The sequence below is a fragment of the Dyadobacter flavalbus genome (genome assembly GCF_006149045.1).
GTDB classification, from domain to species: Bacteria; Bacteroidota; Bacteroidia; order Cytophagales; family Spirosomataceae; genus Dyadobacter; species Dyadobacter flavalbus.
Map to the genome: position 1 here is coordinate 14334 of NZ_VBSN01000013.1, position 20079 is coordinate 34412.

20 protein-coding genes are annotated in these 20079 nt (G+C 44.6%); 11 read left to right on the plus strand and 9 right to left on the minus strand.

Annotated features, from left to right (window positions below; translation table 11 throughout):
• Positions 1–36: 36 nt before the first annotated feature.
• From FEM33_RS01595 to FEM33_RS01630, 8 genes are all read right to left on the minus strand, one after another.
• The gene (locus FEM33_RS01595; RefSeq protein WP_139010374.1) at positions 37–2556 is read right to left on the minus strand and encodes a putative phage tail protein; all 2520 of its coding nucleotides are present in this window, start codon (positions 2554–2556) and stop codon (positions 37–39) included.
• A 22-nt stretch (positions 2557–2578) separates the two neighbouring features.
• On the minus strand, positions 2579–3559 hold the full coding sequence (locus FEM33_RS01600; RefSeq protein WP_139010375.1) for a patatin-like phospholipase family protein: 981 nt from the start codon (positions 3557–3559) through the stop codon (positions 2579–2581).
• Between the two features lie 69 nt (positions 3560–3628).
• Positions 3629–4252 (minus strand): glycoside hydrolase family 19 protein, encoded by a 624-nt coding sequence (locus FEM33_RS01605; RefSeq protein ID WP_139010376.1) that lies wholly within the window; start codon positions 4250–4252, stop codon positions 3629–3631.
• On the minus strand, positions 4249–4731 hold the full coding sequence (locus FEM33_RS01610) for a hypothetical protein (RefSeq protein ID WP_139010377.1): 483 nt from the start codon (positions 4729–4731) through the stop codon (positions 4249–4251). Before FEM33_RS01610 ends, FEM33_RS01605 begins: the two co-directional genes overlap by 4 nt.
• Positions 4728–5156 carry a hypothetical protein gene (locus FEM33_RS01615; protein ID WP_139010378.1) on the minus strand — a complete coding sequence of 143 codons (429 nt, stop codon included), beginning with the start codon at positions 5154–5156 and terminating at the stop codon, positions 4728–4730. The genes FEM33_RS01610 and FEM33_RS01615 overlap by 4 nt, the downstream gene beginning before the upstream one ends.
• Positions 5157–5216: 60 nt before the next feature.
• A complete protein-coding gene (locus tag FEM33_RS01620) occupies positions 5217–6968 on the minus strand; it encodes a hypothetical protein (protein WP_139010379.1) in 1752 nt (583 codons plus the stop codon).
• 208 nt (positions 6969–7176) lie between these two features.
• A complete protein-coding gene (locus tag FEM33_RS01625; RefSeq protein ID WP_139010380.1) occupies positions 7177–9756 on the minus strand; it encodes a hypothetical protein in 2580 nt (859 codons plus the stop codon).
• A gap of 6 nt (positions 9757–9762) precedes the next feature.
• Positions 9763–10182, minus strand: a complete 420-nt coding sequence (locus FEM33_RS01630; RefSeq protein WP_229214035.1) for a hypothetical protein — start codon at positions 10180–10182, stop codon at positions 9763–9765.
• Positions 10183–10301: 119 nt separating this feature from the next.
• Here FEM33_RS01630 and FEM33_RS01635 point away from each other — a divergent pair, with 119 nt between their 5' ends.
• The 11 genes from FEM33_RS01635 to FEM33_RS01685 all read left to right on the plus strand — a co-directional run bounded on the left by FEM33_RS01635 (position 10302) and on the right by FEM33_RS01685 (position 19700).
• The gene (locus tag FEM33_RS01635) at positions 10302–10946 is read left to right on the plus strand and encodes a hypothetical protein (RefSeq protein ID WP_139010382.1); all 645 of its coding nucleotides are present in this window, start codon (positions 10302–10304) and stop codon (positions 10944–10946) included.
• On the plus strand, positions 10946–11350 hold the full coding sequence (locus tag FEM33_RS01640; protein WP_139010383.1) for a hypothetical protein: 405 nt from the start codon (positions 10946–10948) through the stop codon (positions 11348–11350). Before FEM33_RS01635 ends, FEM33_RS01640 begins: the two co-directional genes overlap by 1 nt.
• 3 nt (positions 11351–11353) lie before the next feature.
• On the plus strand, positions 11354–12439 hold the full coding sequence (locus FEM33_RS01645; RefSeq protein ID WP_139010384.1) for a major capsid protein: 1086 nt from the start codon (positions 11354–11356) through the stop codon (positions 12437–12439).
• Positions 12439–12630 (plus strand): hypothetical protein, encoded by a 192-nt coding sequence (locus FEM33_RS01650; RefSeq protein ID WP_139010385.1) that lies wholly within the window; start codon positions 12439–12441, stop codon positions 12628–12630. Before FEM33_RS01645 ends, FEM33_RS01650 begins: the two co-directional genes overlap by 1 nt.
• A complete protein-coding gene (locus FEM33_RS01655) occupies positions 12630–12959 on the plus strand; it encodes a DUF6706 family protein (RefSeq protein ID WP_139010386.1) in 330 nt (109 codons plus the stop codon). Before FEM33_RS01650 ends, FEM33_RS01655 begins: the two co-directional genes overlap by 1 nt.
• Complete coding sequence (locus FEM33_RS01660) at positions 12953–13273, plus strand: hypothetical protein (protein WP_139010387.1); 321 nt, start codon at positions 12953–12955, stop codon at positions 13271–13273. The genes FEM33_RS01655 and FEM33_RS01660 overlap by 7 nt, the downstream gene beginning before the upstream one ends.
• Positions 13264–13722 carry a hypothetical protein gene (locus FEM33_RS01665; RefSeq protein WP_139010388.1) on the plus strand — a complete coding sequence of 153 codons (459 nt, stop codon included), beginning with the start codon at positions 13264–13266 and terminating at the stop codon, positions 13720–13722. Before FEM33_RS01660 ends, FEM33_RS01665 begins: the two co-directional genes overlap by 10 nt.
• A complete protein-coding gene (locus tag FEM33_RS01670) occupies positions 13719–14123 on the plus strand; it encodes a hypothetical protein (RefSeq protein WP_139010389.1) in 405 nt (134 codons plus the stop codon). The genes FEM33_RS01665 and FEM33_RS01670 overlap by 4 nt, the downstream gene beginning before the upstream one ends.
• A 22-nt stretch (positions 14124–14145) precedes the next feature.
• Positions 14146–14652 carry a hypothetical protein gene (locus tag FEM33_RS01675; RefSeq protein ID WP_139010390.1) on the plus strand — a complete coding sequence of 169 codons (507 nt, stop codon included), beginning with the start codon at positions 14146–14148 and terminating at the stop codon, positions 14650–14652.
• Positions 14653–14713: 61 nt separating this feature from the next.
• Positions 14714–15214 (plus strand): hypothetical protein, encoded by a 501-nt coding sequence (locus tag FEM33_RS01680; protein WP_139010391.1) that lies wholly within the window; start codon positions 14714–14716, stop codon positions 15212–15214.
• A 220-nt stretch (positions 15215–15434) separates the two neighbouring features.
• Complete coding sequence (locus FEM33_RS01685) at positions 15435–19700, plus strand: tape measure protein (RefSeq protein ID WP_139010392.1); 4266 nt, start codon at positions 15435–15437, stop codon at positions 19698–19700.
• On the opposite strand, the gene FEM33_RS01690 is transcribed toward FEM33_RS01685, so the two are convergent.
• Positions 19659–20078, minus strand: coding sequence for a hypothetical protein (locus FEM33_RS01690; protein ID WP_139010393.1), 420 nt, complete (start codon positions 20076–20078; stop codon positions 19659–19661). The two genes, FEM33_RS01685 and FEM33_RS01690, sit on opposite strands and share 42 nt — an antisense overlap.
• Position 20079 lies beyond the last annotated feature (1 nt).

Consider the following 20079-nt stretch of genomic DNA (forward strand, 5'->3'; position numbering starts at 1 on the left):
TGTTGTGTGTGTACTAACTTCTAAACTAACTATGCACTAAACTATTGAAACGGTTACATTTCCGGTTGGCAAATCAATTGCCGCTGCTGTTGGATTCTTCACTACAAACTTGACGGTGTCCGGCGCTGAAACGTATGCTTGCACAGGATCAAGTCCTGCCAGATCAATATCCATGGCTACCTGTACCAACTGACCCATTTTAGCACCTGTAATTGTGCTGCCCGAACTCACGTAAGTTGCGCCAGCGGCTACACTTGGTATGTTGAATGGAATTTTGGTTTTGATCGGAAGATTTATTCCAGTGTTAACAAGCGGTGTTGTGATTCCATTGAAAGTATTGTCTTCAATTACCAGATTCACCTTTGGTCCGTCCATTGTAAACTTCACACCGGTTGTGTTGGTAGCGGCATCCACAATGTCAAAAACATTGCCTCTCACAGTGAGGTTTTGAGCAGTGAACTGATTTGAATCATTGACGCTGACACCACTTTTTCCGGAAGCAAGTTTTATGAAGTTGTCCAGAATAGCACACTTGAAGGATGAAATAGCCGGATTGTCGAAGTAAATACCGTCTCCATTCAGATTGTTATTCCGAACAACCAGATTGTTGTACGCCTTCATGAAAATGCGGCCATTGATCATATTGCCGGTAACCTCACCGCCTATACGCTGCCTTCCTGTTGGCGTAGACAGTTCCAGCGAATTCAGAAATACATTGTTCCGTATATACATCACATTGTCTTCTGTTGCGGTCAGTCCATCCTTAGGCGTTAATGACTTGACATTCTTGTTGTCTTCTATGTAAAGGCATTTATCCGGATAGTTGTAATTCCTCAGATCGATGCCGGTCCCGTCAAAGTCGTTACCTTTCACAATGTTCAGTTCGGATGCATAAGGCGTTGCGTTTGGCCTCGTCTTATTGGCTACCTTGATCACATTGTTGGTGAAGATATACTTCTTGATCCACGGAATACCGGCGCCATCCGTTGCGGTACTGTCGTAAGCAAAAGCGGAAACAGTAGGATTGTCAAATGTGTTTGTGAAGTTATTGCCATCGTACACCAGCTGTTCCAAATGCCGTATACCGTCAGGATTGTTCACATTCGAGTGATAAGCACAAGCAAAGAATTTACCGTGCGCCCAGTTGTTTTTTACAATAACCGATCCGCTGTTGTTGATGGTGTTGTAGCCAACCAGCGTATTTTTGTTGTAGTTGGCCGAGAACACGCTATTGTTTTGAATCGTGAAGTCGCAATTCAATCTTTTGGTAACGGCACAAACAACCGCGTAACCTGCAAGCGTTTCACTTACCGCCCGGTTGATGTACCGCATGGTGTTATTATTGATATTTGCACTGTGCGCGTTTTCAATCCAGATTGATGCTTGTGGATTGGAGCATCTGAGCCGCAAATGATCGTGTTCTATGATGTTATCGCTCCCCAGCAAGTAGGTATTCACGGCAAGATCTTTGGTGTCAGCGCAAATTGAAATCCGGTTGATGTTCAGAAAGTAATTTCCTATCACTTGCATGGTCGGGCCTAAATGGTACACACCATCACCGATATCGGTAAACCATACCTTGCCGCTTGGATCGTTGTCAAACTTGTACTTTACGCCATCAACATAGAATTCTGGTTTCAGGATGCCGATGTTGGTAATCCTGTTGCCCATTGTGATCAGGGTTTTAGTATTGCTTGTTGTCTCGATAGCCGTACGGGAAATATCGTCTATGTCGCAGTTGTAAACCCTGAGCATTGCGGCACCATCTGCGAAAATAGCGCGTCCGTGAAGCTTCTTTACTTCTGAGGCGTAAACCGTAACCGTATTGAACCCCTTTATTTGCAGGCCGAAGCAGTTGTTTACCGTTCTTGCACTGTTTGGAACATAGATATTGTTAGGGATTTGCTCGTAATCGTCAGTTTCGGTATCGCGGCTTCCCAAAATACGAACGCCGTTGAATGTGATGTCGCAATCTGCATTTCCTTCGACTCTGAATGCAGACAAGTCATTTCTAACAATGCTTCCATTGGCAGCAATTCCCTTTTTGGTTTTAAGGATGGCGCCCATACCGGTTACCGTCACCCTTTTGATGCCGTCAGCTATCTTTATGGCCGGACTTGCAACGCCGTTGGTGTATGTGGTAGGCATGTTAACAACATAGGAGCTGTTGCCAAGCGACAGATCACCACCGGCTGTTGCCCAGTAAGAAACGGCTTTCATGAAATTGGTGGTATCGTCTGTAACACCGTCACCTTTGCAACCCCACCATTTGACATTGATCTGATTGTCAATTTGCCTTTTGTACCTTTTGTTGTTCTTTACCAGAACCATTACGCCATCCTGAACACTGGTAGTGTCCGAAGGATCATAAACGAAAAGCCCTTGCCGGTTTTTCTCGGTCAGATAAAAGCTATCGATGGCAGTATCAAACTTACTTGCAAAATCGGTGATAGTGCCTCTTTGCTCATTTGCCGCAACTGCTATATCCCGCGCTTCTTTGGCTTGATCAACCAATTCCTGAAGACCAAGGTCTCCAACTGCTATGAATATTCCCATTATAGTGTGTGTTGTGTATTAATTATGCCGCCTTGCTGATCGCCATGACAAGGCGTTCATAATCTTCTTTGGCTGTTTTTTTCATGTCGAGACGAGACTCCGGAGTAAATTCAAGAACGCCTCGGCCGCCTTTGTAGTAAATCATGGTGATCGGCGTGTACTTTTTGCCTGTTGCCTGCTCTCCTACTTCCTTGATAAAGTTGTTGACCAGTTCCACCTCAGAGATATCGCCCAGCATCATTTCATTCATGCCGGCATAGGCAGCTGCTCCAACGTAATCGAAGATATCCAGCAGATCTTCCAGTGGTGTCATTTCCTTTGGATTGCAGCCAAGTCCGACCGCTTGATTTGCTTCTCCCAAAACCATGGAGTCAAAAGCCTGTTTAAGTGGAAACCCGTCACGAATGCCGCCATCGAAAACGCATTTGAGTACACGATCTTTGGTACGCAGGTCAGTGATGGGCCCACAAAGGCCGGGTATATTGCAAGATGCAGCAATGCCGCGGGCAAGCTGATGTCTGTCGTCAAAGTCATCCGGAGTTAAGCGAATCCTTGCACCTGTATGAAGATCGACAACATTAAATCCAAACTTGTATTTCCATTCAGGAAAGTCGGTCAGTATTTGCTCGATTGTCTCAACAAGCGGATCGATTGACATCATGCCTTTCAAGCCTTTCCTGTTAAAAATGAGCTTGGGTATCAGCTTTAACTTATTGATCTTGAATTTGCCATTTTTAATGTGTCCGTCACCCGGTTTAAAAATCTGCTTGGCATTGTTGGCGAATACCTGTTCAAACAGCTTGTCCAGATAAGCATAAGGAATATCCAGAGCTGCGGCCATGGCAGTCAGAGAGCCTGTTGAAGTGCCAGTGAATCCAACAATGTGAAATAGGTGCTTGATCAAATGGTATAAGTCCCATTGCCAACACCCTCGGGCGCCGCCACCGGAAAACACGAACCAAGTATTGGTTTTTTGTTTGGGGATTGGGTTTTCTATGAACATTAAAAGTGTGTGTTTGTATTACCTAAAGTTAATCAAAATGCCGATATTAACAAACTATTATTCAAGCATTTAAGCTAATAAAATCTTACTATATTTCTCATTCACATCAGCCAAACCGATCAATCCTCCGTTCACAGCTTTACGCGCTCCGATTACATCGGAGGTGTCTGCATATCGGTTTAAACGGTTCCTCTTCCAAAAGGCGGCGGCCGACATAATTGCCCAGTAAGGTTCTAAAAGCATATCGGGATTGGTGACAATGGCCCCATCCATTTGAAACTCGAAATCAAGTGCTTCGTAGTTATCCTTGAAGGTTGTCATCATGTAGCCACGTCCTCTATACTTCCAGCCATCGCCGCTTTCATAATCACCGTTACCATACCGGTTTGCATACGTCATGTTTGCAATCTTCTCAGGCTGCCAGGCAATCTGTAAAGCTGTTTTGTTCGGGTATTTTCTGATAGCATTCGGATTAACAGCATAACGTGTAGGCCAAGTTTTAGCCAGGCCATTAGCGGAGTAATTCAGATTTTCAACAAGCCGCGTAAACCCTTGCGATTCGTGCCCGATCTGAGCCAGAAACATGGCGATTCTTTTCTGTGTGATCAGTTCGGCATAATTGCAAACCTCATCCCAATATGGAATAATGGCTTTACTCTTCGGAAATAGTGTGTGTAATTTGCTGGTGTTCATTTCTTATTGAACGGGTTTATCTTCTGCCAGAAACTTTGCTTCTCAGGTAAAGGAGCATGAATCATGGGCAGATTAAAGTTTTTTTTTAAAGTGTCTTGCAAGGTGGCAGGGTCCTGATATTGCACATCGTATTTTAGTACGCTGTCCTGCGGAAAACGTTTAAGAATGTAAACCAGACGATTGATGATCTTCTTCTGCGTTTCATTTGCCTCTTTGAACTGATTGAGATTGTACTGCAGATTAGCCAGGTTCTTATCTCTTTCATTCAGCAGGCTGTCACTCTTGGAAATCTTCTCAGCCAAAAGCTTTCGCGCGCTATTCAACTCTTCCTCAAACTTGGCAGGAAACGGATCATCCTTAATCTTTAAAGGCTCAACCTTTAAGTTATGATCATCCTGCTCGACATTCTGAAATGCAAAGCCTGTGCTTAAGATAGCTATGGTCAATGCCACAGCGAGTTGAATACTTCCCTTTTTCATGGTACTAAGTTTTTTGAAACAGAATCAAGTTGTTTGCTGTTTTGTTTGGCTTTCACGGCCTCTTTATTGATTGCCTTAATTACTTTTTTGCCCTCCTGATCAAGATGTTCAGACCTTTGCTGATTACGCTCCAGCTTTACCATGACTTCATCTTTAAAGTCGTTGAACTGCTGGTTCAGGTTATCATACTTAATGTCCTTTGCAGCAATGGTACTGTCCAGCCTTTTCTGATCCTCTTTCCTCTGCTCCTTGAGTTCTTTTGCACACTCTGCACGTACCGCGTCCGTTTTGTCACTCTGATTACCAATTTTGACCCATAGGGTCGGTACTGCAAATACTATTATTACAATTAAAATCAGAAACGAAGCAGCGGCATAATTTCCCTTTTTTACGTCGGCTCGTATGTCATCCAAGAACTCCTTCATTTCATAGTGGGCTATGTATTACATCGAAAAAAGCATACCAAAAAGCATTAACTGATTGATTTATTGCAAGTTAAATTTCACTTGTTTATTGAGTGACCCGCCAGCTGCTTGCCACTGATACCTGTATGGCTGCAGGCCTGTATAATTTGTTACTGAATAGTTAAATGGTGCTCCCTGCTCAATGCCTGTCATGCCGGATGAGCTATCAAGAAACTGCGTTTTAATCTTCCAGAGCGCTTCCGCCAGCTGACCAATTTTTGAAGGATGAAACGACATAGCGAAGTGTACGATTTTCCCACCTCTTCGGAAAAAGGATGCAGAGTAATCATACAGGATATTGCCGTTCAGATCAGTTCCATAGGATGGATTCGGAATTTGAGATAACGAAATATCATCAGGATCGAATTCAATAGCTGCATCGGAGCCGGTGAAGGTTCCGATATTTAAGTCAGTTGCCATCAACTTGTCGCTTTGATAATTCGCGTCACCGGCACTTGAATAGATAATGTCGGGCTGATCAGAAGTTGCGGCGCTGAACACCGTATTCAGTTTATTCGTAAAACGCCAGGCATCCAGTGGTGCGCCAGTTGCTGCATACATTGCACAGGCCCTTGCTCCTCCTCCTTCTCTAACTCCTTGTACAAAAGCTGCATGAAATCCTCTGAGTGCTTCCGTTTGGAACTCGTACCAGAGCCGACCTTTCGGAGTAAGTAGCATTTGCTCGACTGCATTCGTTCCTGTTCCTGCCGGATAAGGAGGCGTTTGATTTCCTGAGTATATTGCCCATGCATCTTTGTCGGCACTTGCGTAACCTGCGATGATAACCGGGCTCTCATTGTAAGTGACATAATACTCCTCTGTTTGGCCGGTTGTTGTAGAAATGTAATCGACTGACTTTGGATAAGCCTTCAATACCTGGGATAAGTGACGAGCGCAGTTTTTGAACTTTGTCCTGCCAACATCCGAACTCATAGAAGGCATATAGACCCGGTTTGTGGAGGTAGGTATTTCATACCAGACATTATCATTGGCCAGTGTTGCCTTGTGGCCGTCCGGAATAACATTGTCCCCTTCCCTTCTCCACGGCACAAGACAAATGCTCAGTTTAATATTTCTGGCAATGCACCAGTTGACTGCTGCCAGTATTTTATCATCGCGGAAATTTCCTTCTGACGGTTCGTACTCGTACCATTTTACATTTACGCGGATACCGTCAATTCCCTTAAATGATTGACCTTGATAGCTGAGGTTCAGAAATGCCTCTGCCCTTTCTCTCCATTCCGGCGCAAGCCCGGTAGCCTGCGTTACATCAAACCCATATCCGGTAAAGTTCATGTACACGTGCCGACCCGAAGTTTCAGGCGTTGGCGTGGTATTGAAAACAGTAAAGCTGACACCTGCCGAGACAGTCGGGCAAGTCAGACCGACAATTTGCAGCTCGTAAGTTCCGTAGGGAATTGCGGTATATGTAACAGAAACCGTTTGTGCTGCGCTGCTTGCCGATCCGGTCCTGATTACAGTTCCGTTCTGCTTTACATTCCAGACGAGTGAAGGAACATTAACGCCTGTCCAGTTGAAAGTAAGTCCGGTTGTCGATTTGTCCAGAACCGCGTTCAATACGGGCCCGCCCTGACATACAGGTGTGGTTGTGGTTGTATCCGGTTTGGCAGGAAGTCTCTGCAGCCATTGATCCAGATACACCTTTACCCATTCCTGAGTTGCAGCATCACCCGCATTCGGGAAATGAACATCCACCTGAGCAGTGCAGGTAAATGAGAAAATCAGTAATAATAGTGTGTGTGAGAATTTCATTCTAATCTTGGTTTTCCTTCTTTGGCCTTTTCGGGTCGCGCTGCCGGGCACATTTTAACTTGCATGCTTGGCATGGCTTATTACATTGCTTTTTAGCGTTCTTCATAAATCCGGCTTTGTTGATTTTGATAAGCTCCGTAGCATAGCGCCAGTGTTCCGGCTGTGATCAGGCATAGCATGCCGAGCAGGATTGCTTTTTGAATTCTGGTCATAGCTGATGTAGTTTAACAGATGCCATTATACTTGAAGCACTCATTGTATATGTCTGCCCGTTGTATTGATATTCTACTTCGTGAACAGAGCCGTCAGCATACGGATTGAGATACATAACTGCCAGTTTGCCGTTTTTAACTTGTCCATAGCAAATGCCTCTTTTATCGTAATAGGCATCGATTACATCATTGATATTTATATTGGATACCTCCTGCCAGCTTCCACCATCAATGCGGAACCTGAGAAATGAGCCTGTGCCGCCTGAAACTTGCATGAAGGATTGGTGATACTTCTGCATGCCAAGTGCAATGAAATCTTCAAAGCCGGATGTTGCAAAGGCTTCTATTTGCCCTGGTTGTTTCCAGTAAGGAAAAGTGTCATTTGATTGTGGAGACGTGGCACCATTTGGAATCCATAGGCTGTTGTTCCAGTATTGACGGTCATACCTGAAATTGCCGTCTGTTTTTGATGCGGAACTGAATGGAATAAAACCGTCCATAAACACGCGGCTTATCAATGCATAGTTCACGCACTGAGCCGGAGAGTGAGGCATCTTGACATACTTGTAAAACTTGCCCTCTGGAAATGTAGTCTCTTGCAGATTATTGGGATTCCATTCATAGAATGTCTGCATAAAAGCAAATAGTGACTTATTTACTTTATGCGCCAAATATGCCGAATAGATCATCCGGTATGGATTGTTCGGCGTGTCCTGAATGCTATTAAAATAAAGCCCATAACAAGCAGAATTTACGTCTTCCATGTTCTGTCCCGGTAAGATGGAAGATGGCGGCCAGTCGCTTAAAGGGGCATTCAGGAAGTTCTTGGCCTGCAACCGGTTCATGTAGCCTAGTATTGCAGGGTTGTAACCGTAAGCCGCTACTTTATTGTTGAATTCAGGACTAGCCGGATACTGGCTGACAGGACCTGTAAAATAGTTGTGTGCAATCTTGCCTCTACCGGAGAAACGGGCTTGATGTCTGCTATTCAGATTAGAGTAATACGGCTTCCAGAAAGGCCATTGTCCGCCAATCGCATGATCTTGCTCGCTATTCTCGAATACAATAATTCTGTGAGTGACCGGGTATTGATTTCCTTTATCAAATCCTTGCTGAGTTGTTAAAGGCTCGGTTTGTCCGGGTGTATAATCAAAAAACCTTGTATTCCACCATAATGGATAGCCAACTCCTTCAGGTTTCCACTGACCCGAACCACGATCAGGAAGGCTTAATTGCTGTGGTGTCTGTGGAACCTCATCATATGTTTTACCTGCATCGGCTAACGCTTTTTGTTCGGCAGCACTTAATGATCCAATTTCGTACTTGGAAAAAGTTGTTGCACCTTTCGCCTCTAATTGCTGAATTGTAGAAAGTGAACCTTTGGGAACTACCCAGACCTTGCCATCCGTCGAAGGCATATCCGGCATGTAATCCATCCATTGAACTACCTGCTTGGAAGGATTAAAGCCAGAGGCTTCATCATCAAAAAGGAATGTGGCAAAAGCGCAGGTTGTATTATAGCTGAATGTGCGTCCGGCATTGGGATCTTTCCACCCTTCATCAAATCCCCAAATCAGTATGTCCGTTACATCGGGCCTGATTTGCATCTTATATATAGCCAACGGGACATCAGAAGGCCATGGGTAATTTGTTAATCTGGTGGTGCGTTTTTCTACTTTATCATTGATAAAGTACCTGAATTCATAGCCATCAGGTGGCGTAATGGTAGCAAGGTCATTGATTACTTTATTCGCTCCAGTTCCGGTGATCTGGATATTCATGTGTTCAGGGTAGCCGCTTACTACTTTCTTAGCAACTACATTACCAGATGGTGCAGGTGGATCAGTACCGCCCGCACTACCTGAATAAGTAAATGCCATTGTACTGAAACCGGTACAGGAAACACCATCAAGCCGAAGCGTGTAATTACCCGGTGCAATTTCAGAACTGAAGCCAATGTTAAGAATGCTTGAACTTGGCGCGATCTGGCCGGTTCTGATCGATTCTCCTGAGGAGTTAAGCACCTTATAGGAAAGCAACTTTACACCATTGCCGTGGAACTGTGTTGTTAAACCGGATGCCGATACATTGTAGATGGACTGGATTAACGGGCCTGCCGCGCAAGCCGGTGTAGTTGTTGGCGGTTCCGGGTCCGGGTTTTGGCTGCCATCAACAGGATAGCCAAACGAGTAATAACATGAAGGCCGCAGTACCGCCCTGACCGTTACCCTTGCTGAATCGGTATCAGGAACATTTTCAAGCCTCAGCCTTTCACCAGCAGAATACGGAATGTCGTTCCAATATTGAACCTGATCACCTTTTGTAATCCTGACTGAGTAATTGTTGATGCCGGGTAGAATACCAGTTAAAGCAAATTCAAGCGCACCGTCTTCATAGACAACGTTTACAGCTTTCAGTTCACAGTCTGAAACATTGTACTTTTCAAGCTGCGTAAAAATGTACTCCTTCACCCACTCTTCTGTTGCCACAACGCCGGAGGAAGGCACTGTAATAACTGACTGGCTGAGTGCAGGAAGTGAAAGAAGAAGGAATAATAAATTAAAAAGCCTTTTCATAGTGTGTTACTTGACCTTGAAAGATTGTGTGCTGGTTCCTGAGCATTTCGTGCCACTTATTGAGAGCGCATATTCTCCTTTTGGTAGCTGCTGAAAACTGATTTTAACAAGATTGGACTTTGGCTCTACGGTTCCTGCTGTTGATGCGGCAATTCCATTTATTACCCAGTAAAGCTCCTCAACACCTTTGCCGTGAAACTTGAAAGTGAGGTAATCTTTGGTGATGTTGGTAATGTCAAGAATCGTTGGACCTTCCGCGCAGGGAGGTAAGGAAACAACCGGAGCAGTCGCAGATTTCAGGCTGTCCATCTTCTGCTTGACATAGGTTTCAACCCACTGCTTTGTCGCAACATCCTGTGGAATTGTAATCGAGAATGTTGTCTGACATATTGCTGGATTGAGCCAGAATACAGCAATGATGAACATTAACTTTTGCAACATATATAGTGTGTAAAATTTTCTATACAAATATAATAAAGTGTATTGTATTTGTATACAGTATGATTATATTTGTCTCAGTATATTTTTACACTGTACACACACTAATGAAAGAAAAGATTATTGCACGACTGAGGGCATTGTACCCAGGCGTGAATCTCTCCAAAGCGAGGTTAGACGAATTTGCAAATCCGGATAAACTCAAAATCACCGACGAAACTACGGAGACTGAAATTGATGAGAAGCTGAACTATCTCAATGCGATTTTGCCGTTTGCAGAAGTGGCAAAACAAGATGACCGCCTTCGGACGCTTGAAGCAAAAGAGAAAAAACCAGCTGATCCAAAGCCGCAGGATCCACCAAAGCCCGAAGATACTCCAAACGACTTGCAAAAGGCTATTGCCGAAGCTGTGCAAGCTGCTGTTGCTCCATTGGTTCAGAAAATCTCTGGCCTTGAAAACGGGAAAACAGCGGAGTCTCGAAAATCACAACTTGAAGCGAAACTTAAAGACGCTCCTGAACAGTACAAACAGACTATTCTGAAAAACTTTTCCAGAATCAACTTTGAATCTGACGAAGCTTTCAACGAATACCTGACTGAGACAGAAACGGATTTAACGGCTTTCACCCAGGACTTGAGCAATCAATCCCTTGCAAACAATGGAAAGCCTTTCAAGGTAACAACCCCCGGCAACAACAAAGAGGCTTCCAAGGAGGAAGTCGCTGAATTGTCTAAAAACCTCAAAATCTAATGGCCGGAGTAACAGCTAATTTGAATGATGATGGTTATGTTATTGATACCACAAACGATAGTATTGTAATCGTTGAAAGGGTAATGCAAAAGATTGGTGGTACCACTCTTGACGTTACCAATTTCGGCCCTTCAATCATCAAATCGGGTCACGTAATCATTAAAGAAACTGCGACAGGGAATTACAAACCCATGCCGCTTGCCACAAATGACACAGTGTACGGATCACTTCCTGCTGGTCATACCTATGCAGGTATTTTGACAGCTACAATTCTGACAAAAGCACCATTCGCCTCGATTCTTGAAGCAGGTAAAGTAAACATTGTTGCAATGCCTTATCCAGTAGCTCCAATACTTACTGCCTTGAAAGCCGCCCTTCCTTTAATCATCTTTACGCAAGACTAAGCCATGGAACAATCATATTTTAAAGACTGGATTGCAAAGTACTTCCCCGGCTTAGTAACGCAGGTTGTTGAGTCGATTAACGGGACACTGAATACACCATCGCCATATTTCCACATCCGGATGCTCACAAAAGAGTTTTCCGTAACAGGCAAATGGGAGTCGATCAATGCCAATTACACAAATGTAATGGCGGATGTTGTTGCGCTGGATTCTCCACTGCCATTGAAAAAGCGTGATTCAATCGGAGGAGCTTCCGGTAAAATCCCTAAAATGGGTGGAAAGCTTCAGTTGAACGAGGAGCAACTTACTGACCTTGACACAACCATTGCTGTTGGTGGAACCAAAGCGCAGATTTTTGCCAAGATTTTCGAAGACACCCCGCGTGCAATTAAACTTGTTCCTGAAAGATGTGAGCAGATTTTTCTGGAAGGATTGTCAACCGGACTTGCCATTATTGATGACAGTGAAAACGTTGGAGTCGGTATTCGTGTAGACTACAAATACCCAACTGGAAACAAATTCGGTGTTGCAACATTGTGGTCAAATGCTTCTTCAGCTACACCAATTGACGACATTGAACGAGTTCTTGCCAAAGCTTCTGCTGATGGAAACAGGCCTGTGACCGTCATGATGGACAAAACAGCTTTGAACAATTTGCTTAAAACTGCACAGATTAAAGAGCAATATGCATGGACGCAGAGCTTTGTCGGTGACAGAATACCAAATCTGAGCGAAGATCAGCTTAAAACGCTGTTCCAAAGCAAATTCAGGTTAAATATCGAAATCGTTGATGTCGTTCTTCGCTTTGAAAAAGACGGAGTTCGCAGCACGGTGAGGCCTTGGGCAGATGGTGCCGTTGTGTTCATCTCTGATCCTACAGTTGGTTCATTGATGTGGTCAAAAGTTGCCGAAATGAATCACCCTGTTGCAGGCGTGGCTTATCAAATTGCTGATGAATCCACACTTGTATCGAAATACAGAAAGAACGATCCTGTTGGAGAATTTACTTCTGCACAGGCAAGGATTCTTCCTGTGATCGGCAACGTAAACAGCATTTACTTACTGGATTCCAAAACTCAACAAGTGTAATGGCGAAGAAAAAAGAAACGGGATCTGAGGGCGGATATGTTGTATTATCCGCCTTCCGGTCCATCGACAACTGGGATGAGGCTTATGAACCAGGCGATGATGTGTCTCATCTTTCAGATGAACGTCTTGAAAAGCTTGTTGACTTGAAGGTAGTTGGCCTCAAAACCGAAACTCCAAAACAGGACGCATAATGGCAACAGTTCGGGAATACATTGCAGCAAAGCTTAAACGATACTATATCGACATCACTGACGCTGAGTTGGACGGTATGTTAGCAGACTCCGGCTTGAACGGGGACGACACTTATGCCACTATTCTCAGTAAACCTGTAAAACAAGCTCTTGTCTCCTTTATTCCCGAACTGTTTCTTGCTCCTGAATCAATCTCGCAAGGCGACTTTACCATTAAAAGAAGCCAAGCCGGATTGAAGGAGTATTATGCTATTCTGTGCGCTGATCTTGGCATTGGCACTGTAAGCAAGTCCACTCCTAAAATTGTTGACAAAAGCTATAAATGGTAGCGGGCCTGTATCCATATGATCTGAAAAAGAGCGATCCCGATGGCGGCTTTGTCAATTCAAGAGGCAATGTATTTGCTGGTTCAGAGTCTTGGAAAACGCTTTGTAAATGTCGTGACGAACAATCCGGTGAACGCGAAGTGCAAGGTGCTGACGGTGTATACTACACTTATTCTGCCATTGTCTACGCGCCAAAATCTTGTCCTGATCTTAAAAAAGGCGACAGGGTCCAGGTTGTAAGCGAAGGCAAAGTACGGGTTGAAGAAACGGTCAAGAATTTCAGCAGGGACTTTTTTCATTGCAGGATATGGCTATAAAAGCAACGTTTGACCAGAACAGCATTGCAGCCTACATCCAGAGCAAGGTTGACAAGATCGATCAGGCCATTTTGAACCGGCTGAAATATTTGGGTGAGCAGCTTGTGAATCATGCGCGCGAGTTCGGTTCCTATATGGATCAAACCGGAAACCTCCGCAACTCGATTGGTTACGTGATCCTGAAAGACGGTAAAATGGTTGTTCAGAATTTTCAAAAGACTTCACAAAAGCCAGGTGCAAAAGGTGTCAGAGAAGGTCAGCAGCTTGCCAACTCGTTGAAAGTTGAATTCCCGAAAGGATACGCTTTGATTGTGGTTGCCGGGATGAACTATGCCGCTTCTGTTGAATCTCGTGGTCGCAATGTTCTGGACAGTGCCGAGCAGCTTGCTAAAACCGAAATGCCGCGCATGATCTCGGAATTAAAGCTGAATATTAACAAGATGAAATGAGAACAACCGCGGAAGCAGAAACCATAGTTTACCAGTTCATCAAGGCAAGCGCATTGGATGAAGCCGTAACCGGTGGCGTGTTCAAGTGGAAACGGCCAAATGATTCAAAGCTGGAAGACATTGTCATCAATTCGCTTCCGGTCACAGTCAACAGCATTCAACGTATGACTGTAAACGTGAACATTTATGTCGCTGATGTTCCTTATCCCGGCTTAAACTTCACAACGCAGGATTCGGGACGTATTGAAGAACTTGCCGGTATTGCAATGAATCTTTTTGAAGAAGTACAAGGCCAGTATTACGATTTCAGGGTTGAAACGCAAAGCATATTCGAAGAGCCGGACATTGACCAGCATTACATCAACTTCCGGCTTCAGTTCCAGTTTTACGAAACAGATTAAGAATTTTTAAACACACACTATAATGGGATTAACAAGAGGTACAAGTGATGTCCAAATCGGTGACATTTCCGAAGATGGCGATGTAGCAACAGAATGGACTACAATAGGCAAGATCTACGCCGATAGTACGGCTCAGTTGCTTGATGGTGACGACACAACAAAAGATTTTAACTCCATTCAGGATGATCAGCCGGTTGACAGGGATGTAACTCCGGGCCCAACAAACATTACGCTTTCTTTAATGGACCTGACTGCTGCAAATCTTCAACTGTTTTTTGGAGGTACTGTGACCGGCACAACAGAGGCTAACAAAGTTTGGACAGCTCCGAGACAAAAGCCGGTTATTTATAAATCGCTCAAGATCATTCCGAAAAAAGGAAAGATAATCACCATTGTAAAAGCCCAAATTTCTGCCAAGAAGAACTTCAACCTTCAAAAAGACGGCTTGTTTTTAGGTGATTTGAACATTGCAGTATTAACACCGGACAAGCCAGAAATCGGACCATACACAATCGGACCGGAAGTATAAGTCATTACACACTTGATGAACATAAAAGCCTCCAATGCGAGGCTTTTTTTGAATACACACTATGGAAGAACAAGATTTTGACCAAGTTGAGGCTGAGAAAAGAGAACTTGACATACTCAACAGTAAGGGAGTGGCCTTTGAAGTTGGTAAGCGGTGGACTGGCTGGCTGAGTAAAAACAAAACCCGCACTTTCACTATTAAGCCGCATTATCTGGGAGTAATGGACCGGCTCAGTGCTGAATTTATTCATCTTGATCTTGATGAAGAATTGATCAAGGCGGATACACTGCTTGAAGCGCGCAAGCTTACCGGAAGACATGCGAGAAGATGCGCCAAGATTGTCGCTATTTCCGTCCTGAATAACAATCCGTTTTACTTCCTGCTTGTCGGGTTTCTCACCGGATATTTCATGTGGCGTATTGATTCGCGGATGCTGTTTCAATTAACAGTTATCATAAACGGAATGAATAACTACAAGGATTTTATCGACTCTATCAGATACCTGTCGATCGCGAGGACGACGAAACCGCAGCTGATGGAGAATCAGATCAACGAGGATTAAAAAGTCCTCATGGATCCCGCGGTTCTATTTGTGCTCATTTCGGATGGTCACTGAAATACCTGTTGTGGGGTGAGCCATGGATTGTCATACAACGCATGCTGATCGATGCCCCTTCTTACAAGAAAAAGAAAACCGATTCCGATGGAAACCGGAAAGGAAAGGCCATGAGCCATGATCAATTAGCTGACTTCCTTCAGGCAAAAATCAACACACTACCTCGATGAACAATAACAACGGCGCCTTATCATTTGATGCTACCATAGCCAATTCGCAGTTTCAAAAGAGCATTACCGAAATGCAAAACAGCATCCGGGGCTTGGCAACCAATGTTCAAAACGAGACAAAGGGCATTGATTCCGCTTTTCAGAACCTTGGAAGGATCGCGGCCGGTGCATTTGCCTTCAATGAACTCAGGCAGCTTCCCGGCAAACTGATTGAGGTACGCGGCGAGTTTCAGCAACTTGAAATTGCGTTCAATACCATGCTTGGCAGCAAAACAAAGGCTGACAAGTTGTTTGCTGATGTGGTTAAGCTGGCCGCAACAACTCCGTTCGACTTAAAAGGTGTTGCTAGTGGTGCGAAACAATTGCTTGCTTACGGTGTAGCCAGTCAGGATGTGACGGCAACACTTACAAAGCTGGGCGATATTGCTGCCGGTTTATCCATTCCGCTTGGTGATCTCACCTACTTATATGGTACAACCCGGACACAAGGAAGATTGTTTGCTGCTGACTTAAATCAGTTCGTTGGTAGAGGTATTCCGTTAATCGCACTGCTTGCTGAACAGTTCAAAGTTACCGAAGGCGAAGTAAAGGGGCTTGTTGAACAAGGTAAAGTAGGCTTTCCGGAAGTTGAAAAAGCCATCAATAAACTAACAAGCTCAGGCGGAATGTTTGCCGGCCTGATGGCGGAACAATCTAAATCGCTGACTGGTCTTTATGCAAACTTTCAGGACGCGGTCGAGCAAGCATTCAACCAGGTTGGCAAAAGTCAGGAAGGTATTTTAGGTGATTCGTTAAAGTTCGGCACTGCCGTTGTTCAGAATTACCAGCCAATTCTGGATGTGCTGACTGTTCTTGTTGCAACATACGGAACATACCGGGCTGCAATCATTGCGACTTCCGCTATTCAATCGCTTGCCGCTTCGCAAGGTGCAATCAAATCATTCTTTGCGCTTGCAGGTTCAATCCGGTCCGCTGCAGATGCACAGGCACTTTTCAATCTGGTAACAAAAGCCAATCCGTATGTAATTGCCGCCACTGCGCTGGTGAGTTTGATTACTGCCGTTGCATTGTTCAGAGATACAGCCACAGAAGCGCAGAAAGCACAAGAGCGCCTGAATGGTGAGATTGAAAAAGCGGACAAAATCGACATTGAAAGAAAAATCAAGGTTGATCAGCTGCGTAAATCCATTCAGGATGAAAACCTGAGCCAGGAAGAACGCAAAAGGAAATTGCAGGAATTAATCGCACTTTCTCCTTCCCATTTAAGCGCGATCAATGCCGAGAATATTGCCACTGCTGAAAGCACCAAAGCAATTGAGGATTACATTACCGCAGCCAAGGAGCGCATGAACCAGCAGGCTCTTTTTGATGAAAAAGAAAAAACGCGGGCCCGGATCAAAGAACTGAAATCCGGCAAGGCAGATGATGAGTACACGCCTACCTTATTTGAAGGATTGGGTCTTGCCATGGGTCAAAAGTACGGCAAAGTGGACCTTGCAAAAGAAGGCGCCATCATCACCCGTAAAAACCGGGATCAGGCAGTTAAGGAACTTGAAGATTACGAGAAAACACTTGTTGCAAAATCCCGTGAAGGCATCGAGAAAAGAAGGGCCCAGAGAGCAGCAGCAATATCTGACGAAAAAGCGGATGCTGATAAAACGGTCAAATTCTACGATGAGCAGATAAAGAAACTGGAAGAAAGCCAGGCTGACGCAACATCCGCATCCGGTTTCAATTCCCTTCAAAAACAGATTGACCAACTGGATGCCAAGCGCAGGAAAATAACCGGCGAACTGACCAAAGAACAGCAGAAGTACGCCAAGGATGCCGAGAAAGTAGGTCCGTACGGCTCACTTTCCTACTGGGATAACATTGCCAGAAAAGCGCAGGAAATCATTGATAAAACGCCCGGCAAGAACACGGCTGTCCTTTCCGCTCAAACCAAGATCAAAGCCGATGCCGAGAAAAAAGCCGAGGACATCCGCAAGGCATACGCCATCAAGAACTTTGACGATGAATTGACCCAAAAACGTCAGCAGTACGAACTTTATCAACGCTGGGTCGATGCATACGGCAAAGAAGCAGCAGACAAGCAGTTCAGTAACCTTGTTGCCGGCAATCAATCCTATCTTGATTATTTGAATGGCGAGATCCGCAAACTGGAAAGCACAGCCGGATATACCAAGCTGAACGATACAGATGCCGGGAATCTGGCTAAACTCAATGCTGAACGTGACGCCATTCTCGGCAAAGACACCGCGCTGGAAGTCTTCAACCAGAAATTGCAGGACACTGAAGACAATGCAGAATCGCTGACTGATGCAATTGTTCAACTGCGCAATATTCAATCACAGCTTGGCGAGGCAAAAACCGGTGATGATTTTGAGCAGCGCAAGGCACTGGCTGAAAGGATTCTGAATCTTGAAAAGCAGCGAAAAGATCAGCTCAGGTCTTTTTTATCCGAAGTTGCAGGTTCAGAAGAACGCCGCTTTGAGATAGAGAAGTACTACAATAATCTCAGGATTGAGCTTGATGAACAATTCTCAGACAAATCTTCCGAGGGCTATAAAAAGCGAGCAGAAGAGATCGAGAGAAAACGTAATGAGGCTTTGCGTGGAGAGAAAGAGCATCTTTTAGAGGAATCTCAGGCATACCGTGAACTTGAAAAAGTTATCATGGAAACCGGAGTGAAAGCCCTTGAAATCAAGATCAAGCGCACTCAGGCTGCCGCTGAAACAGCAAAAACCAAATTAGGAGAAGAAAGTGAGGAATATAAAAGGCAGGCCAAGGAGCTGCAAGGGCTTAATGCTCAATTATCGGATGCAAAACTAAATAAGCTGTCAGAGTACGCAAGTCTTGTCGGTGCACTCGGTGATGCTCTGGAAAGTATTGGCGGCACTGCTGGAGAAATAGGTGGTGCATTAACTGGACTGACTTCTCAATTTGGCTCTCTTGCTCAAGCCATGAAAACCTCGGATGATGGCAGTGTAAGCATGAACCAGTATGCGGCAGCCATTCAAAGTGTTATCACAATGGTTTCGGCGCTTATCTCGGCTTCCAAGCGTAGACATGAGGCAGAACGTCAGTTTGCACTTGAAAGACTTGCGTTTGAGCAGGATTACCAATTAGCTTTAAACCAGAGCCTTGGCGAAACCTACAAGGACACCGGCAACATGTACCTCAATGATATTGAGGCTAAGATCAAATCGGGTGTTGAGCAATACCAGGATGCGCAGAAGAAGTATCAGGAGGCCATTGATAAACTGGAAGATGCCAAGGTCAAGAAAGATCAGAAGAACGTAGTTGATGGAAAATCTGTCGGGCAATTAGCCGGAGCGGGAGCCGCTGCCGGCGCAGTAATCGGAGGTATTGTCGGAGCTGGTGTTTTCAGTGCGGCCACTGCTGCAGTTGGTGCGGTAATCGGCGCAGGTGTCGGAGCAATTACAGGGTTATTCGCTAAAAAGAAGAAAGATGTTTACGGTGGCCTGCTTGAAGAATATCCTGAATTAATTCAGCAAGGAGAAGATGGCTGGCGCTCAATCAATGTTGAATTGGCAAAAGCATTGCTTGCCAACAATCAACTTAATGGTGAATCAAAAGAATGGCTTGAAAATACCATTGCTTACGGCGAAGAGCTTGAAAAATCACGCGAGCAAATCAAAGGAGGCATTATGGAAATGACAGGCCAAATCGGAAATACTTTGCAAAATGCATTAGTTGAAGCGTTCAAAAGTGGAGAAGATGCTGCACAGGCTTTTGGTGATACTGTCGGCGAAATCATTGCCAATATGGTTCAGGGTTTGCTTTTCACTGAATTGATGAAACCGGCAATGGATAGATTCGTAGAGGAGGCTCTGGCGTCTTTTTCAGGTGGTGATATGACCATTATTGATGATCTTGACCGCTTCAAAGATTACGGAACAGAAGGAGCCGAAGCCTATTTCAAAAGCCTTGAAATGATGGATCAATGGTTTAAAGAAAACGGCTACGATAATCCATTTGGGAAAACCACAGGAGCAGGCGGCAAAGCTCCGCAGCAGGGCGCTATTACCGGCGCAAGTCAAGAAGCGATTAATATCCTGAATGGTCAGATAACCGCTACTCGTATCATTGCGGCGGACCACCTGCTTGTTGCTCGTAGCCAATTGCTTGAACTGTCTGGTATTAATCGGAATACGCAAGAGCTTTATGCCATGCGAAGGGATCAAGCTGAGATATTGTCACTGCTGAAAACCGACTTTTTGCGCGCGATCGGCGGATAGCTTTCTTAATATCGGAAGTAGGTGTTTGTCTGAGATAACTTGCATGATTTTAGGGCCTGCCTGAAATCCATTGTAAAGACTTGGACTTTTACCTACTTCCTTTGTTCTTGCAACCTCTTTATCAGTCTTTGAATCATTGATCCTAATATACCCCTTAAACATACTTCCTAGCTTCCAAGCATTGTAATGGCCATCGAGTAGGCACTGAACGGTATAGTCCGATTCAGCTTTGGTTTCGGTAAGTATATAATTTTCGTACCGCATTTTCTCAATTACCGGAACCTCGTAGCCCTTTTCGGTTGGCTCAACGTAGAATTTCTGGCCGAAGGATAAGAATGACACAAAAATAAAAACGAAAGTGCACAGCGTAATTCTCATT

What these genes read in the sequence shown, in the direction of transcription:
- FEM33_RS01610 (WP_139010377.1), bottom strand. Translation starts at nt 4,731, where the DNA reads ATGAAAAAGGGAAGTATTCAACTCGCTGTGGCATTGACCATAGCTATC.
- FEM33_RS01630 (WP_229214035.1), bottom strand. Translation starts at nt 10,182, where the DNA reads ATGTTCATCATTGCTGTATTCTGGCTCAATCCAGCAATATGTCAGACA.
- FEM33_RS01660 (WP_139010387.1), top strand. Translation starts at nt 12,953, where the DNA reads ATGGTAGCGGGCCTGTATCCATATGATCTGAAAAAGAGCGATCCCGAT.
- FEM33_RS01620 (WP_139010379.1), bottom strand. Translation starts at nt 6,968, where the DNA reads ATGAAATTCTCACACACACTATTATTACTGATTTTCTCATTTACCTGC.
- FEM33_RS01675 (WP_139010390.1), top strand. Translation starts at nt 14,146, where the DNA reads ATGGGATTAACAAGAGGTACAAGTGATGTCCAAATCGGTGACATTTCC.
- FEM33_RS01635 (WP_139010382.1), top strand. Translation starts at nt 10,302, where the DNA reads ATGAAAGAAAAGATTATTGCACGACTGAGGGCATTGTACCCAGGCGTG.
- FEM33_RS01615 (WP_139010378.1), bottom strand. Translation starts at nt 5,156, where the DNA reads ATGAAGGAGTTCTTGGATGACATACGAGCCGACGTAAAAAAGGGAAAT.
- FEM33_RS01650 (WP_139010385.1), top strand. Translation starts at nt 12,439, where the DNA reads ATGGCGAAGAAAAAAGAAACGGGATCTGAGGGCGGATATGTTGTATTA.
- FEM33_RS01655 (WP_139010386.1), top strand. Translation starts at nt 12,630, where the DNA reads ATGGCAACAGTTCGGGAATACATTGCAGCAAAGCTTAAACGATACTAT.
- FEM33_RS01645 (WP_139010384.1), top strand. Translation starts at nt 11,354, where the DNA reads ATGGAACAATCATATTTTAAAGACTGGATTGCAAAGTACTTCCCCGGC.
- FEM33_RS01680 (WP_139010391.1), top strand. Translation starts at nt 14,714, where the DNA reads ATGGAAGAACAAGATTTTGACCAAGTTGAGGCTGAGAAAAGAGAACTT.
- FEM33_RS01595 (WP_139010374.1), bottom strand. Translation starts at nt 2,556, where the DNA reads ATGGGAATATTCATAGCAGTTGGAGACCTTGGTCTTCAGGAATTGGTT.
- FEM33_RS01670 (WP_139010389.1), top strand. Translation starts at nt 13,719, where the DNA reads ATGAGAACAACCGCGGAAGCAGAAACCATAGTTTACCAGTTCATCAAG.
- FEM33_RS01625 (WP_139010380.1), bottom strand. Translation starts at nt 9,756, where the DNA reads ATGAAAAGGCTTTTTAATTTATTATTCCTTCTTCTTTCACTTCCTGCA.
- FEM33_RS01640 (WP_139010383.1), top strand. Translation starts at nt 10,946, where the DNA reads ATGGCCGGAGTAACAGCTAATTTGAATGATGATGGTTATGTTATTGAT.
- FEM33_RS01600 (WP_139010375.1), bottom strand. Translation starts at nt 3,559, where the DNA reads ATGTTCATAGAAAACCCAATCCCCAAACAAAAAACCAATACTTGGTTC.
- FEM33_RS01690 (WP_139010393.1), bottom strand. Translation starts at nt 20,078, where the DNA reads ATGAGAATTACGCTGTGCACTTTCGTTTTTATTTTTGTGTCATTCTTA.
- FEM33_RS01605 (WP_139010376.1), bottom strand. Translation starts at nt 4,252, where the DNA reads ATGAACACCAGCAAATTACACACACTATTTCCGAAGAGTAAAGCCATT.
- FEM33_RS01665 (WP_139010388.1), top strand. Translation starts at nt 13,264, where the DNA reads ATGGCTATAAAAGCAACGTTTGACCAGAACAGCATTGCAGCCTACATC.
- FEM33_RS01685 (WP_139010392.1), top strand. Translation starts at nt 15,435, where the DNA reads ATGAACAATAACAACGGCGCCTTATCATTTGATGCTACCATAGCCAAT.